General features: G+C 47.8%; 13 protein-coding genes. 5 read left to right on the top strand and 8 right to left on the bottom strand.

The features are described 5' to 3' along the window. Nucleotides 1-21 precede the first annotated feature (21 nt). Nucleotides 22-1,308: a ferredoxin-NADP reductase gene (locus tag Q0991_RS06295; RefSeq protein ID WP_299486506.1), complete on the top strand. Its 1,287-nt coding sequence runs from the start codon at nucleotides 22-24 to the stop codon at nucleotides 1,306-1,308. Between the two features lie 210 nt (nucleotides 1,309-1,518). Beyond that, the gene (locus Q0991_RS06290; protein ID WP_299486505.1) at nucleotides 1,519-1,866 is read left to right on the top strand and encodes a DUF4870 domain-containing protein; all 348 of its coding nucleotides are present in this window, start codon (nucleotides 1,519-1,521) and stop codon (nucleotides 1,864-1,866) included. 30 nt (nucleotides 1,867-1,896) lie between these two features. Here Q0991_RS06290 and Q0991_RS06285 read toward each other — a convergent pair whose 3' ends face one another. Continuing rightward, complete coding sequence (locus tag Q0991_RS06285; protein WP_299486504.1) at nucleotides 1,897-2,109, bottom strand: hypothetical protein; 213 nt, start codon at nucleotides 2,107-2,109, stop codon at nucleotides 1,897-1,899. Between the two features lie 334 nt (nucleotides 2,110-2,443). Between Q0991_RS06285 and Q0991_RS06280 the strand changes: the two genes are divergently transcribed. Continuing rightward, nucleotides 2,444-4,033: a peptide ligase PGM1-related protein gene (locus Q0991_RS06280; RefSeq protein WP_299486503.1), complete on the top strand. Its 1,590-nt coding sequence runs from the start codon at nucleotides 2,444-2,446 to the stop codon at nucleotides 4,031-4,033. Between the two features lie 13 nt (nucleotides 4,034-4,046). Here the strand turns inward: Q0991_RS06280 and Q0991_RS06275 are convergent, their stop codons facing one another. From Q0991_RS06275 to Q0991_RS06265, 3 genes are all read right to left on the bottom strand, one after another. Then, on the bottom strand, nucleotides 4,047-4,349 hold the full coding sequence (locus tag Q0991_RS06275; RefSeq protein WP_299486502.1) for a 2Fe-2S iron-sulfur cluster-binding protein: 303 nt from the start codon (nucleotides 4,347-4,349) through the stop codon (nucleotides 4,047-4,049). A 49-nt stretch (nucleotides 4,350-4,398) separates the two neighbouring features. Beyond that, complete coding sequence (locus Q0991_RS06270) at nucleotides 4,399-5,178, bottom strand: YwiC-like family protein (protein ID WP_299486501.1); 780 nt, start codon at nucleotides 5,176-5,178, stop codon at nucleotides 4,399-4,401. 539 nt (nucleotides 5,179-5,717) lie between these two features. Beyond that, nucleotides 5,718-6,194: a hypothetical protein gene (locus Q0991_RS06265; RefSeq protein ID WP_299486500.1), complete on the bottom strand. Its 477-nt coding sequence runs from the start codon at nucleotides 6,192-6,194 to the stop codon at nucleotides 5,718-5,720. 982 nt (nucleotides 6,195-7,176) lie between these two features. Between Q0991_RS06265 and Q0991_RS06260 the strand changes: the two genes are divergently transcribed. After that, nucleotides 7,177-8,016 (top strand): WecB/TagA/CpsF family glycosyltransferase, encoded by an 840-nt coding sequence (locus tag Q0991_RS06260; protein WP_366524905.1) that lies wholly within the window; start codon nucleotides 7,177-7,179, stop codon nucleotides 8,014-8,016. Between the two features lie 88 nt (nucleotides 8,017-8,104). On the opposite strand, the gene priA is transcribed toward Q0991_RS06260, so the two are convergent. The 4 genes from priA to Q0991_RS06240 all read right to left on the bottom strand — a co-directional run bounded on the left by priA (nucleotide 8,105) and on the right by Q0991_RS06240 (nucleotide 14,257). After that, nucleotides 8,105-10,609, bottom strand: a complete 2,505-nt coding sequence (gene priA / locus Q0991_RS06255; protein WP_299486498.1) for a primosomal protein N' — start codon at nucleotides 10,607-10,609, stop codon at nucleotides 8,105-8,107. An 18-nt stretch (nucleotides 10,610-10,627) separates the two neighbouring features. Then, nucleotides 10,628-11,887 (bottom strand): response regulator, encoded by a 1,260-nt coding sequence (locus Q0991_RS06250; RefSeq protein WP_299486497.1) that lies wholly within the window; start codon nucleotides 11,885-11,887, stop codon nucleotides 10,628-10,630. A gap of 60 nt (nucleotides 11,888-11,947) precedes the next feature. Further along, the gene (locus Q0991_RS06245) at nucleotides 11,948-12,376 is read right to left on the bottom strand and encodes a response regulator (RefSeq protein WP_299486496.1); all 429 of its coding nucleotides are present in this window, start codon (nucleotides 12,374-12,376) and stop codon (nucleotides 11,948-11,950) included. Between the two features lie 297 nt (nucleotides 12,377-12,673). Next, on the bottom strand, nucleotides 12,674-14,257 hold the full coding sequence (locus Q0991_RS06240; RefSeq protein ID WP_299486495.1) for an ATP-binding protein: 1,584 nt from the start codon (nucleotides 14,255-14,257) through the stop codon (nucleotides 12,674-12,676). 6 nt (nucleotides 14,258-14,263) lie between these two features. Between Q0991_RS06240 and Q0991_RS06235 the strand changes: the two genes are divergently transcribed. Next, nucleotides 14,264-14,531, top strand: a 268-nt coding sequence (locus tag Q0991_RS06235) for a hypothetical protein (RefSeq protein ID WP_299486494.1), incomplete at its 3' end; no start/stop codon positions are given.

Here is a 14,531-nt window from a genome sequence, read left to right as displayed (position 1 = left end):
AATGATGAGTGAGCATTAAGAATGGATTATGAAAGCATGAAAGGGTTAGCCGGAGAGGTTGAACCCAAGTTAATGGCTATATTGGCTGAATTTAATCAGACTCTGAAAAAATATGGTGTTTCAAATGCACGGGTAGTTGAATTTACCCTCAGTGACCAAGAGATGCCGGAAATGGAAGGTCTGTCCTGCAAATTTTCGTGTTGGGTGTCCCCTAGCAATTTAACCTGTGGCATCAAATGCGAATTTGAAGCGTCTGGCAAAACAGGGGCTAAACCGACCGCCATCGCTACACCCCCTGAGAAGAAGGCTAAAACGGCTAAGCCTGTGGCAGCGGTGGCTCCCGCACCTGCAGCGAAAAAAGCAAAGAAAAAGGTCGATGTTCCGATTAATATCTACCGTCCGAACAAACCCTTTGTGGGTAAATGCATCTCTAACGAAGAATTAGTTGGATCTGGTGGAATAGGGACATGTCGACATCTAATCTTCGATATTTCTGGGGGCGACTTGAAATATGTAGAAGGCCAGAGCATCGGTATCATTGCAGATGGGACGGATGATAAAGGCAAACCCCACAAGATTCGTCTTTACTCCATTGCCTCCGCCCACCGCGGTGATTATCTAGATGACAAAACGGTCTCGCTCTGTGTGCGCCAATTAGAGTATCCCGATCCTGACACGGGTAAAACAGTCTATGGTGTTTGCTCCAGCTTCCTCTGTAATCTAAAGCCAGGTGATGATGTCAAAATCACAGGCCCTGTGGGTAAAGAGATGCTCTTACCCGACGATCCCAATGCCAATATCATTATGCTGGGAACCGGGACTGGAATTGCCCCCTTCCGCTCTTTCCTCTGGCATTTGTTTAAAGAAAATGAAGATGCTAAATCCAATCCATTCTGGTTACCTAACTTGCTGGGGTGGGTAAAACCCAATGACACGCCCAAGTTTAATGGCAAGACCTGGTTGATTTTCGGTGTAGCCACAACCCCCAACATCCTCTATAACAAGGATTTAGAAGATTTACAACGTCGCTATCCCAACAACTTCCGCTTAACAAAGGCGATTAGTCGTGAGCAGAAGAATCCTGATGGTGGACGGATGTATATTCAACACCGTGTTGCAGAACATGCCGATGAGCTTTGGCAGCTGATTCAACAGGAAAACACCCACACCTACATTTGTGGTTTGAAAGGAATGGAAAATGGCATTGATGAAGCGCTAAGTGCTGTAGCCAGTAAAGATGGTGTCAATTGGAGTGAATATCAACGAGAACTGAAAAAAGCACATCGTTGGCACGTAGAGACTTACTAAATGTACTGCCATTCTTTGGCAAGCTTCATTCTTGAAAATTTAACTCTCTGAAGCACTCCAGTTCATTGCGAACTGGAGTTTTTTTAAGGCCACTGGAGAAGGAAAGGTCGGATCGGATTTCTGGGGTTCGCTTTCCCAAGAAGATTGAGTAAGATCAAATCAGTTCAAGACTCGCTGTGCTTGAACCGTTGCTTTTAAAAAGGCTAGTTCATGGTTGCCAATATCTACGATCCAGATAAACGCAAACTCTTGTCGTCTTTGAGTCATGGTTCTATTTTCCTCAGTGCCTTGGTTTTATCCATTGGCATTCCGCTGGTCATCTTACTGGTTTCTGATGACCCAGTGATTAAAGAAAATGCCAGAGAAGCGATCAACTTTCATGTGAACGTTTGGTTCTATGGCATCTTGTTCAATATCTTATGTTGGGTCATTATCGGATTCCCGCTGCTAGGCTTATTATTTCTAGTTCATTGGATTATGCCTGCACTGGCCATTCGCCATAGCTTTCTAAACCCAGATGAGCCTTACAATTACCCGTTGATTTTTCATGTGCTGTAGTTTCTGACGCTGAAACTGGCCCCTCTTATCTCAATGGCTATCGCGGCGGTCCGTCCAGTGACAGGCTGGGCACTGGCAATTGCCAATCGCTCTTTCAGTGATATGGAGCTTGGTTTTACACTCTGGACACTGACCTGTAAAAAATGGATGAGTCATGATCAGTCGCACCTGTTCCATGTAGGACAATTGAGACAACATATAACTCAAGGACGGAGGCATGGTGTGATCAGAGTGGTCAGTCACGGTTTTTAGGGGCTGATGTTCGGTCAATACAAACCCGCAGGAGAAAACGGTTCGCTTCGCAACTTTAAAGTTTCGATTTCTTTTCGCAGAGTATATATATAATCTGTCTGATTTGGGCGAAGCACTGCCACTGAGAAACTACTGAATTCCTACCCATCAGCGGGATTTGTGATTCTTAATGATTTCCGGGGATATACGGATAGGGGGCACAATGGTGAATCTGAAGAATTATATTGGCTGCGGATGAATATTCACGGGCAGAAGCTGATACAAATCACGATCAATAGCAGCTAGGCAGCTAAGATGGCAAATATTGAAGGCATAGGCATGAGGGATGCAAGATCTAGCGGCTGTCGAACAGGCTTTTAAGCGGCTTCAAACTCAGTTGTGCGATCGCTGGCAAGAGATTGAAACGATTGATACGGGACATTCCGATATTCTGGTTATTCCCTCGTTTAGCGTGGATCAACAAGAGCTGCAAAAAATTGATGGTTTTTTGCATTATGAGGAGCGACTGCTATTTTCGCTGATTCGGCTCCGCGATCCGAAAACGCGCTTGATCTATGTGACCTCACAGCCGTTGCCGCCGATTGTGATTGATTATTATCTCCAGCTTTTGCCTGGCATTCCATTTTCCCATGCCCGAGATCGCTTGTTGTTGCTGCCGATTTATGATCAATCTCTTAAGCCCCTGAGCCAGAAAATTCTAGAACGGCCTCGGTTGATGGAGCGGATTCGTCATTCCATGCGGCCAGGCTGTTCGTATATGATCTGCTTTAACTCGACGGCCTTAGAGCGAGAAATTTCAGTCAAGCTTAATATCCCGCTGCTGGCAGCTGATCCGACGCTGCTATATCTAGGAACAAAGAGCGGCAGTCGACAGGTATTTGCAGAGTGTGGCATTCCTCATCCCGATGGCAGCTCGTTGGTGTGGGAGAAGGAAGCGTTGATAGAGGCGGCAGTCGATCTCTGGCAGCGGCAGCCTCAACTTCAACGGATGGTAATTAAGCTGAACGAGGGGTTCTCTGGGGAAGGGAATGCCCTATTGGATTTACGAGATGTAGGAGATATTGATACACCCGAAAAGAGACGGAACGCAATTTGCGATCGCTTGCCACATCTCACCTTTGAGTCTCCTACCGAAACTTGGTCTCATTTTTGCGATCGCATCCCTAAACTAGGTGCGATTGTCGAAGCCTTTATCGAGGGAGAGTATAAGACCTCCCCCAGTGTGCAGGGCCAAATCACTCCCAACGGTGAAGTCGAAATTCTCTCGACCCATGATCAGATTTTAGGGGGTCCTAATCAACAAATCTATCTAGGATGCCGATTTCCAGCCGCAGAAGATTATCGCCTTCAGCTTCAGCAGTTGGGGCTCAAGGTCGGTGAAAACCTGGCCAAAAAAGGCGTTCTGGAACGATTTGGGGTTGACTTTGTGGTTGCTAAGCGCCTGCTGGCAGATGGGTGCATCCATTGGGATGTCCAAGCCATTGAAATTAACCTGAGAAAAGGGGGCACCACCCATCCCTTTATGACCCTGAAATTGCTGACCAATGGCTTTTATGATATGCATAGCGGCTTGTTTTTTGGTCAGCAAGGGCTACCTAAATACTATGTGGCGTCGGATAATCTCCGCCAACCCACTTATCAAGGCTTATTGCCGGATGACTTGATGGATATTATTGCGCGTCACCATCTACATTTCGAGACTGGCAGCGAGATGGGAACGGTCTTTCACCTGATGGGATGTTTATCTGAATTCGGCAAGGTTGGCTTGACCAGCATTGCTAATTCGCCAGAGCAAGCCGACACGATTTATAACCAGGTGATTGAGATTTTAAATCAGGAAACCGCCACGGCAGCGTTGGATGCAGAACATGAAACCGCGCCCACTTTACCGATTGGTTGGAGTATAGTCAGTTGAGAAAAACGCCGCGCTAGTACAACCCTTCCTCTTGATCAGTGGCAATCACACAATCAGATAACGCATAGGTAACACACAACAAGGCATAGCCTTCGCCAATTTGGTCATCATCTAAAAAGGATTGATCGGCTTGATCAATGGTGCCCTCTAGCACCTTCCCCGCACAGGAAGAGCAAGCGCCAGCCCGACAGGAAAAGGGTAGATCCAGCCCATTGTCCTCCGCCACATCCAAAATATATTCATCATCAGGAACCTCAATCGTTTCTTCAAGGCCCTTATCGGCATTGACGAGCGTTATTTTGTAATGGGTTGTCATAGCAGATCTCCAAAACAATAATAGAAATAATTATCATTAAGACTAAAGCCTATGCCCTAGGCAAGGTGGGGGGTAAGACAGTTAGGGCGACTAAGCAGACATAGGCTACTGTGAAGTAGGTCTCAAAACGGGCAACGTGCTCAAACTGACATTGGGTGTACCAGTCTCTTTGCCAGACGACGACACCAAATTTCAACACTGCCAAGGCTAAAGTGAGGGCTGTTAAGGGAAGGAGCCATTGGTAATAAAACAATCCAAGGGTGACGAGAACTGCAATCCCTAAAAAGATAGCCCCCGGTTTGAGATGATTCGTTTTTGTTTTTCGCAGCTTAATCGTAAAAATGGCACTGGCATAAAACAAGGTATTTAATATCCATAGGCCCCAAGCCTGAACTGTCAAGGCTCCTGTTGTTGCACCATAGGCGAGTAGGGTCGACAAACAGATCGCAGCAAACATGACCAGTTCATTGGCAATAGATTTTTGTTGATGCTTTAGTACCGCAATCCCATCGATCAGGAGGGATATCAGACCCAGAAAATATAACCCGAGCAATTCTGGGGTTTTCAGGGCGAGATAAAGGGCCATAGAGAGGCTCAAGCTCCCATAGATTCCGGCCCAAACTAAATAGCGAGGTTTCCAGGATCGCCTCTGCTTAAGTTGGACGACCAGGGGATGCTCAGCCTGTAACGCACAACCGGCACAGACACAAGCCCAGGTCGTATTTGATGTCCAAGACTGAGCGAGTGCCGCTCCAGACAATAAAGACCCAAATAAAACGAGTAATGCGCCGTGCTCAGGAGCAAAGGTTGGACGATACCAGGGCTGCATGTTGAATCTACGTGAAATAAATCATAGGAGGTCAACCGCAACCAGGGTGGTCTGCCGAAGCAGATCACAAAAAAACAAAGGGAGCCAGGATCTATGACCCCCTTTGTCAGCGCGGCTCAAGTGAATCAGGTTTCATGACCAAATTGGCTCCTAACCACTGATTAGGGAACCAACTTTTATCAGAAGAGTTTGGAACCGATAGATCCAGCAACACCTTAGTATTAACTGAGAATATTTGTCAACTAACAGCCCTGATTATCTTCTTTTACAGCGTTTTGGGTGATCAGGTTGCCCTCAGCCTTATAAATGGCAACCGCTCTCTTGTGGAGGAAGCCCCTGATTTCTGCTGTGATTGGAGGTCTAAAACCGATTTTCTAACATTGCTGGGACAGGTCAGGATAGGGCCAACGATAGTTAGTCCACCATCGGGGGAATGGGCAATCTCGCTGCACGCTATCGCTCTTGGGGCTGCTTATGGACGTTGGTGATGAGATATCCCAGCATTATCCTGATCGCCACTGATGGCTGCTTCAGTTCCATCAGCAATCAGTTCTATTGCTGCGGAAAGCTGAGGGTTTGGAGGTCAAGTGTATTCGACCATTCTGATCCCGAGTCCAGCCTTGTGCTTCAACAATAGCAAGGCGTCGCGACGGAACTGGACGATAAAGGCGACGATCTCCATCATCAGGGTCAGACTCATGAAGGGTAAGTGAAGACGAGTTGGTATTACGAATGGGGTGCGATCGCAAATCCTGCCAAACAGCAGTGCGGGTTAAGCGTTTGCGTCGCTCAGTCGGGGATGAGATGGAATCAGCAGATTGCCCAGAGCCGGGGATAGGGAGTTGTTCCGCATCACAGCCCGCTCGGGATGGCGATCCACTTGAGTAGCCGACGGTTGACTGTAAGGGCCTTGGCCGTAACGTGATGCTTTGTATTGAGGCGGGTCTGGCTTGACTGGGAGAGAGGAGAAGTGCCCAAGCCCACACCGCATAAATGCACAGAGTTGTCTTTTTCATAGGGATCGACTGGCAGACTGATGAACAATGGAGATAGAACCAACATCAACAGGTTTAGACCGGGGGATAGAGGGGTTGGGGACTTCGGTCTGTGTAGATCGTTAAGGGTTGCCGTTCTGTGAACTTCTCAGGCTCAATCGCAAGAAATGCTTGGAATTTTACATATCTTAACTATCAACAAGTTGAGACAGGTGCTAAAGTCTGCAATCCATATATTTTACTGAACTAGAAGTGAGTACTGACAGAATATTTATTCGATTGTCGAGTGTTCGATGCCTATTTTTTAGGCATTGATAGCTGGGGCAACTTATTCTTTTTGTCTAGATTTTAGTCTTTTAGATCTTGGATTTTTAGCCTCTAATTTTAACTACAAATCTCGATAAAATCCTTTTTCTTATATTCAGCTTCTTAGGGCAAGGTGTGACCCTAACGCCAGTGATGCTAGATCAGCCCTGCGGCTCGGTCTAAAGATATTTCCCTGTGACGCCTGTGGCATAGCGCGCCTAATGATTACTGAGCGAAAACTAAACGGGCTGATGCTGGAGACGATTTCCTCAGCCACAGTGGCCCCTACGGGGAAGCCAATTCAATTAAGACCCAGACGATCTCCACACTGGAGGCTCAGGCCCAAAACCCTTGAGATCACCGCTTCCGCTTCCCGTAATTACTTTTATAGAGAAAAATAAACGCTAGGGGATCGATATCAAGATATATTTCTCACTCCCTGTGCTCTAGATCACTGCTTTAGGGCAAGTCAAAGGACACGATAGTCACAACCCAAAAAAAGTCCAAGATTTCAAATCAAGCTTACTGGTATCTGCAATACCTTCCAACCTCCAGACAAATAGATGGCAGTTTATCTGCAGCCACATCTTCACAACTCACTCCCAAATCGCCCTGAGTTACCTGAGTAAACGTTATGAAAACGACTCTGCCCAATCCAACCCTTGCAATTTCCAACATCGCTGCAGAACAGGTACTGATGCATCTGCCACAGTCCAAGAACGTGTCCAACCAGAACACGGTGTCCATATACGAAGCCTTGCCTTGTGAGCAGATTCTTAACGCTTCCGTCACCGCGCTTCGATTTAAACCCGCCATGGGTACCATCATGCAGTGGGCTCATCGAAAAGAGAGTCGGGCCGTCTGTGTAGCCAATGTCCATATGTTGATGGAATCCTACTGGCACCCAAAATTTTCGCAAGTCCTGCAAAAAGCTGACATGGTCACCCCAGACGGTATGCCACTCGTTTGGATGATGAAATTACTTGGCCGAGAGAGGCAAGATCGGGTGGCTGGCATGGATATTCTCCAATCTCTTTGCCAACAAGCTTCCGAGCAGAATATCAAGGTGTTTTTCCTGGGGTCTCAGCAAGCCATTCTGGATAGGATGCGCACTCGTCTGGAACAGGAATATCCTCACTTGGACATTGCTGCCATGAAACCGTTGCCCTTCCGCCCCCTTACCCTCCAGGAAGATCAAGAATTGATTGAGGAAATCCATGCATCTGGCGCGGGGTTGGTCTTTTTATCGCTAGGTTGCCCCAAACAAGAAAAGTGGATGGCGGAACATCAGGGACAAGTTCAGGCAGTGATGATTGGTCTAGGGGGTGCCTTTCCAGTTTATGCTGGCTTAAAGAAATGGGCTCCTCGGTGGGTGAGACAAGCAGGTCTTGAATGGCTCTATCGCTTGATTCAAGAACCGAGACGATTGATCGGGCGTTATTCTCAGACTATTCCACCGTTTATGTTGCTGTCACTGGCTCAATTACTCTCCCATTACTTTTCACCCCGCAGAGTATTAAGTGCTTTCAAGCTTTAACTTAAATTCCAGAGCAATAAAGCACATTTTTTTAAGGCACATCTTTTGAGGGTGTGCTTTATTTTTTTGCCATCGCCTAGGCGCTATGTCACAGGAGTTTAAGCGGATCAATATCAATTTGAAGGCGCAGATTGCGAGGACACAGGGCTTGGCAAGCCTGCTGAGGAAAAGGCCAAGTCTCTTGGGTCGGATTGTCGGGTAAAGGGCGTTTAATTAATATATGCCAGTAATAGTGGCGAGCCACTCTCAAGATGTTCGCGGGAGCTGGACCTAGTATGGTTCCTTGATAGGAATGAGATTTCAGATAGTTGGCCAGATAGGTCGCAATAGTTTGGGATATTTTTTCGACGGTTGCTTCATTTAAGCCGCTAAGGCGCAACAGGATTAATTGCTGAAACGGAGGGTAAGCGGCGTCCTGTCGAAAGGTCATTTCTGCTTGTAGAAACGTATCCAATGCATAGTTCTGAACGGACTGAAGCACAGGATGTTCTGGGGTGTAGGTTTGGAGAATCACCTGGCCTGGACTGTCTCCTCGCCCTGCGCGGCCTGCAACCTGCAACAGCGTTTGGAACGTCCTTTCACCCGATCGGAAATCGGGTAGGTTGAGTAAACTATCGGCAGCCAGTACCCCGACAAATTGTACTTGGGGTAAATCAATCCCCTTGGTTAGCATTTGGGTCCCGACCATCAAATCCGCTTCCCTCCGAGCAAATTGACTTAACAGCAGTCGGTGGGCCCCTTTGCGGCGGGTGGTATCACTATCGAAACGAAGGACTCGTAAATCAGGAAAGGTTTGGCTTAATTCTTCCATGACTTTTTGCGTGCCACTGCCAAAAAAGCGAAAATAGGAGGACTGACAGATCGGACAATGTTGGGGCTGCGGTTGGGTAAAGTTGCAATAATGACAGCGCAGCACTGTCTGGCGAGCGTCAGGACTATGGTGATAGGTCAGGGAAACACTGCAATTGGGGCATTCAGCGACATAGCCACAGCTCCGACAAGAGACAAACGTACTGTGGCCTCGCCGGGGCATAAATAAAAGCCCTTGCTGTTGGTTTTGTTTAAGTTCTCGCAATCGTTTTTGCAGGAGCCGACTAAAGATCGAATGGTTCCGATTGGCTAACTCTAGTCTCATATCCACAATTTCGATGGGAGGGAGGGGGCGGGCATTCACTCGCTGGGGTAAGCACAGGTAATCGGTGGACGGATGGGGGGAAACAGCCTTGGTCTGCTGGGCATCTCCCTGAGCTTGAAACCAGCTTTCCAAGGAGGGGGTCGCCGATCCAAGAATAAGGGGGCAGTTGGCTTGTTGGGCTCGCCAACGGGCCACTGTACGGGCATGGTAGCAAGGAGCAGGTTGATCTTGCTTGTAGCCAGTATCATGCTCTTCATCTAGCACGATCAGGCCTAAATTGGCGACAGGGGCAAAGATGGCCGAACGAGTGCCGATTACAACTTGAGCCGAAGCCGTTAGCAAATATCGCCAAGTATCGTACCGTTCTCCGACGGACAAGGCACTGTGGTACACCCGAATGCGATCGCCAAACCGAGCCCGAAATCGATCGGTAAGCTGTGGGGTGAGTCCAATCTCTGGCACAAGGACCAGCACGGATTGCTGACGCGCCAGCAGGGGGGCGATAGCCTGGAGATAGACCTCTGTTTTCCCGGACCCCGTTACCCCGTGGAGGAGAACCTCCCGATACCCCTGCAGTCGATAAATCTGATCCAACGCCTGTGCTTGATCGGTGGTGAGATGCTGGGGTTGATCGGGGGGACTTTGGCTTGTTTCGAATCGGAGTCTTTCGCGGGCGTGAATGGTAATACAGCCTTTATGGACTAGATTCTTGAGCATACTGGTGCTGGTATGGGCGAGCCGCAGTAAATCTTGGAGCCATAACTCTCCCCCCTCTTGCTTGAGAATCGTCAACACTTCTTGCTGCCGAGCCGTCAGATCGGTGCCTGGATAGGCAGTCAGGGTCACCGCTTGCTGCTGTTTGGACTGGGTTGGTGCTTGGGTATGCAGATAGCTTTCCACCAAGCCTTTCTGCTGTAATTCTCGTAACCCCGCAGGGGCCTTCTTAATCTGGCGGCGGAGATATTGCCACGTGTAATCTTGATTTGGACTGTGTTGAAGCAGGTGGAGTATCGCTTGGGCGGATACGCCTAAATTCGCTGACTGAGAAACGGTAGAGGCAGAGCTTAGGCGGATACGGCGTTGCGATCGCTGCAGCAAGCCTGGGGGCAATGCCACTCGCAGTACAGCCATCAAGGACGTCTGGTAATACCTCGCCACCTGTTCTAATAACTGCCAATAGCCTGGGGGGAAAAGGGTATTGCAAACCATGTCTCCCACGGCCAGAATTCGAGTGGTCGCCAGTTCTGGGGGGAGATCTACGAGGAGGCGAATGGCGATCCCCCCGACCTGTCGAGGGCCAAACGGGACACTCACAATATCCCCCGGCTGAATATTTAGATTAGCGGGGATACGATAGACAAACAGTTGATCGACACCGGGGCAATCGACCAAAACTTCTACAAAAAGGGCGATCGAGGGAGAGGGGATGGAAGGGGCTAACGTATCGGGTGTCAGCATTGGGGTACACCCTGGGAATTACTGTTTGTGAGCCAGGGTCCAATAAAATGTAGCACCTTGATTCACCACCGCATCAAACCAAATTTGCCCCCCATGGCAATGAATAATGCGTTGCACCGTTGATAAACCGATCCCGCTGCCGGAAAAGTCTTCCGCATTAGAGAGTCGTTGAAACGGTAAAAAGATCCGATCCGCAGCGCTCATATCAAAGCCAGCCCCATTATCTCGGACAAAGTAAATGGGTTGATTGGGAGCAACGGTTTCTGCCGCATTCAGAGGTTCCCGTGTGACGCCTGCTAGGGTGGTTTTCCCAAACTCAATTTGAGCATGATCCAGCGCACTCGTATACTTCCAGGCATTCCCCAAGAGATTTTCCAGGGCCACCCAAAGCAGATGCGTGTCCCCGTCCACGCCGATTTTGGGCTCAATCACAAATTTAACGTTGCGTTCCGGTTCTTGTTGCAAAAGTTGTCGGGCAATCGTTTGCACGGTTGAGCTGAGGTTAACTACTTGTAACTGGATGGGATTGCGGCCAATATTGGACAGTTGTAGCAGCCCTTCCAGCAACGTCGCCATATGCCGAGTGTAATCTTGAATCGTATTCAGATACGTCTTGACCCGCGGATCTTGATCTCCCATATAAGTCGTGAGCAAAGCGCATCCTGTCTTAATACCCGTTAAGGGATTTCTCAAATCATGAGAGACGGTATAGTTAAAAGCTTCCAGTTCTGTATTCGCGGCTTCCAGTTCAATCGACCGACGGCGAAGTGCTTTATTGACGCGCTCTAATTCAATGGTTTTTTGCTTCAGCGCTATCTCATTTTGTTGGCGTTCAATGGAGTAGCGAATAGCATGCACTAGAGAACCTGGCGTCACTTGGCCTTTGACCAAGAAATCTTGAGCGCCCTGATGCACGGCTTGCATCGCCACGGTTTCATCATCTAATCCGGTGAACACCACGATCGGCAGCGTGGGAGCCTGCTCTAAAACTTGGTTGAGCGTGGCTAACCCATGGCTATCGGGTAAAGACAAATCGAGTAATACCGCCTCAAATTCAGTTTTCGCTAGAGCGCCGAGAGCATCCTCCAGCTTATCAACATGAGTCAGTTGGTATTCAATGGAATCATCACTGCGTTTGACCCCCAACATGCCTTGAATAAGAAAGGCATCCCCAGGATTATCTTCAACTAGCAACACTCGAATTTTCGCATCTTCATGGGAAGACCGCTCTTCTTCTGGAGGGGAATTTGTTCGTTTGGGTTTAAGTGACTTTGCCATTTTTATTTCACGCAGGATAAACACACCTTGAGGGACAGAGAAGAATGAAGAACCGCGTAATCAAGTCTTTTCTAGCCAATTTCGCCAAAAATTTTTGATATCTTTGGCTTTTTCATTTAATTCAGTTAAGCCACTGGGTTTGGTGACATAGTAGTCCGCGTTGAGCCGATAACTCTCTTCGATATCTTCAGGAGCATTCGACGTAGACATCACCACCACTGGAATCTGCTGTAAGTTGGGGTCGGCTTTAATATTGGCTAGAACCTCAGTCCCCTTCAGAATCGGCAGATTGAGATCTAAAAGGATAAGGTGCGGTGAGGGGGCGGCCTGATAGGTGTGGCGCTTACGGAGAAATTCAATGGCAGCGCTCCCATTCTCGACCCAATGCAAGGTGTATTGGAGAAAACAATGGTCCAGCATATGATCAATCAAAAATTTATCACCTGGATTATCTTCTACGAGGAGAATATCAATGGGAGTCGCTGCCATTAAACGTTGGGGTATCGGACAAAAATGGATCACCTGAATTGTCTTCTATGAGGAGAATATTAATGGGAGTCTTTGCCATTAAAAATTGGGGTTTTGGAGTTTATGCAAATACCAATGCCTTTTTGCCTATTAGGTTGCACTCATCTCCTTCAAAATGTCACAAGAATAGAAGAAATTAGTTTCTCCCATCTTGAATTCGCGTATCCAATTGTTTTGGTTGGGATGCTATTTCAATGAATATTTCATTAGACATAGCGTACCAGCTTTACTTTCATATTTCTGAGTGAGAGGTCTCCGTTAAACGACTGTCGCTGGATGTTCCACCTTAGGCAAGGTAAAGATAAAGGTTGACCCTTCACCGACAACGGACTCCACCCAAATTTTTCCCCCTTGCTGGTCAATAATTTTTTTGCAAATGGCTAACCCAATTCCCGTCCCTGCATATTCTTTTCGAGTATGCAATCGCTGGAATACCATAAATACGCGATCGGCATGTTGTTGTTCAATGCCAATTCCATTATCTTTCACCCAAAAACGATAGTCTTGATCTTGTTCTTGGCATCCAATTTCGATAACGGGCCTCCGATCACCTCGGTATTTAATCGCATTGCCAATCAGGTTTTGAAAAAGTTGCGTTAACTGTTGAGGATGGGTCATTAAGGTGGGTAAAGGCGACTGATTCAGGGTCGCTCCACTTTCTTGGATCGAGATCTGTAGGTTTGCGATCGCAGTCTTCACCACCTGATTACAATCCACCTGCTCAGACACCTTGGCCTGGGTACCCACCCGAGAATAACTGAGTAAATCTTGGATAAGCTGCTGCATGCGGGTTGCCCCATCTACGGCGAACTCAATAATTTGATCGGCTTGCTCATCCAGTTGGCCCGCATATTGTTGACTCAGCAATTGGGTAAAGCTGATCACCATCCGCAGCGGTTCCTGCAAATCATGGGAAGCCACATAGGCAAATTGTTCAAGCTCTTGATTGGATCGTTCCAATTCTTGATTCAACAGCTGTAGCTCATGTTCAAAGTGCTTGCGTTCGGTGATGTTGCGAGCGACCCAAACGACTGAATCTTGGCGATCGGTCATATTCCGAGCGACCCAAACAACGGAGTTGTCGACAAGGGGCGAAATGCTGGCAGTAAACCACATGGGTTGTCCCTCCACCTCAAGTTGATAGTCAAAATTAACGGTTTCTTGGGTGGTGATGGCTTGCTGGATCATCTGAGACCATTCATGATCAGGGTTTTCCCAAAGTTGATTGACGGTGGTGGCAATCAGCTCTTCATCCGGCTCGCATCCTTCGCTGGAATTGGTGGGAGCCACTTCAATATTATTGATTTCACCATCATTCAAATCGCAGACAAAGACAAAATCCTTCATGGCTTCAAACACGGCTCGGATTTTGCCTTCTGAACTTCGTAATTTTTCTTTTAGGAGTTGGGTTTCACTGACTTGAGTTTCCAAATCTTGGATTCGGGCTTGCAGTTGATCGATGATGCCTGGGGGGGACGAGGGCAACCGCTGATACCGCTCAACGAAGTCATCCATTGTAATGATTCTCTGCAACTGAGCGGTTGCATCCAACACGCCGATACAAGGACTATTCTGTTGATGCATCACTTGAGAGAGACGGACAGGATCATCCACCTCTGCCGTGGAGAGGGTAGGTAAGGGGGATGACATAATGTCTCGAATCGGGGTGGTCTCGAGATTCATGCCAGTTGCAATCGCTTGAATTAGATTGCGATCGCAGACCCAGCCAATCGGGTGCTGAGACTCAACAATGACTAAGTAGCGACACTCACTTTGATGCCAAGCCGCCACGGCTTCGGCAATCGAGGTATCAGGATGGGTTACCGCTGGTTCACGAATCATTTGCATATGAAGAATGCACCAAAGCTATCTGCTACAAAGGTCTTTCGGATATTTGAAGTCGTTCAATCCGCATTGATACTAACGCGATTATCCCTGACTCTGTTTTCTTTTTTGGGCTTAAAATCAGAAAATTTAGTCAAACCCCTTGACGAAGCCCAAAACCTGTGCAAGATTGGGTACTACAAACGTAGTATTTCATCCGCTTTGGATCGAAACCTTCAAATGAAACGCAGACTCACCTCAGCCAACCTCCATCGTCCGTCGCAACGACCCG

It is taken from the genome of Acaryochloris sp. IP29b_bin.137, from assembly GCF_028285745.1.
Lineage (GTDB): Bacteria > Cyanobacteriota > Cyanobacteriia > Thermosynechococcales > Thermosynechococcaceae > Acaryochloris.
This window is presented reverse-complemented; position numbering and strand designations above follow the sequence as displayed.

Bases quoted from the DNA above. Each gene is read 5' to 3' on its own strand.
- Q0991_RS06295 (WP_299486506.1), top strand. From the start codon at position 22: ATGGATTATGAAAGCATGAAAGGGTTAGCCGGAGAGGTTGAACCCAAG.
- Q0991_RS06290 (WP_299486505.1), top strand. From the start codon at position 1,519: ATGGTTGCCAATATCTACGATCCAGATAAACGCAAACTCTTGTCGTCT.
- Q0991_RS06280 (WP_299486503.1), top strand. From the start codon at position 2,444: ATGCAAGATCTAGCGGCTGTCGAACAGGCTTTTAAGCGGCTTCAAACT.
- Q0991_RS06275 (WP_299486502.1), bottom strand. From the start codon at position 4,349: ATGACAACCCATTACAAAATAACGCTCGTCAATGCCGATAAGGGCCTT.
- Q0991_RS06270 (WP_299486501.1), bottom strand. From the start codon at position 5,178: ATGCAGCCCTGGTATCGTCCAACCTTTGCTCCTGAGCACGGCGCATTA.
- Q0991_RS06265 (WP_299486500.1), bottom strand. From the start codon at position 6,194: ATGAAAAAGACAACTCTGTGCATTTATGCGGTGTGGGCTTGGGCACTT.
- Q0991_RS06260 (WP_366524905.1), top strand. From the start codon at position 7,177: ATGCATCTGCCACAGTCCAAGAACGTGTCCAACCAGAACACGGTGTCC.
- priA (WP_299486498.1), bottom strand. From the start codon at position 10,609: ATGCTGACACCCGATACGTTAGCCCCTTCCATCCCCTCTCCCTCGATC.
- Q0991_RS06250 (WP_299486497.1), bottom strand. From the start codon at position 11,887: ATGGCAAAGTCACTTAAACCCAAACGAACAAATTCCCCTCCAGAAGAA.
- Q0991_RS06245 (WP_299486496.1), bottom strand. From the start codon at position 12,376: ATGGCAGCGACTCCCATTGATATTCTCCTCGTAGAAGATAATCCAGGT.
- Q0991_RS06240 (WP_299486495.1), bottom strand. From the start codon at position 14,257: ATGATTCGTGAACCAGCGGTAACCCATCCTGATACCTCGATTGCCGAA.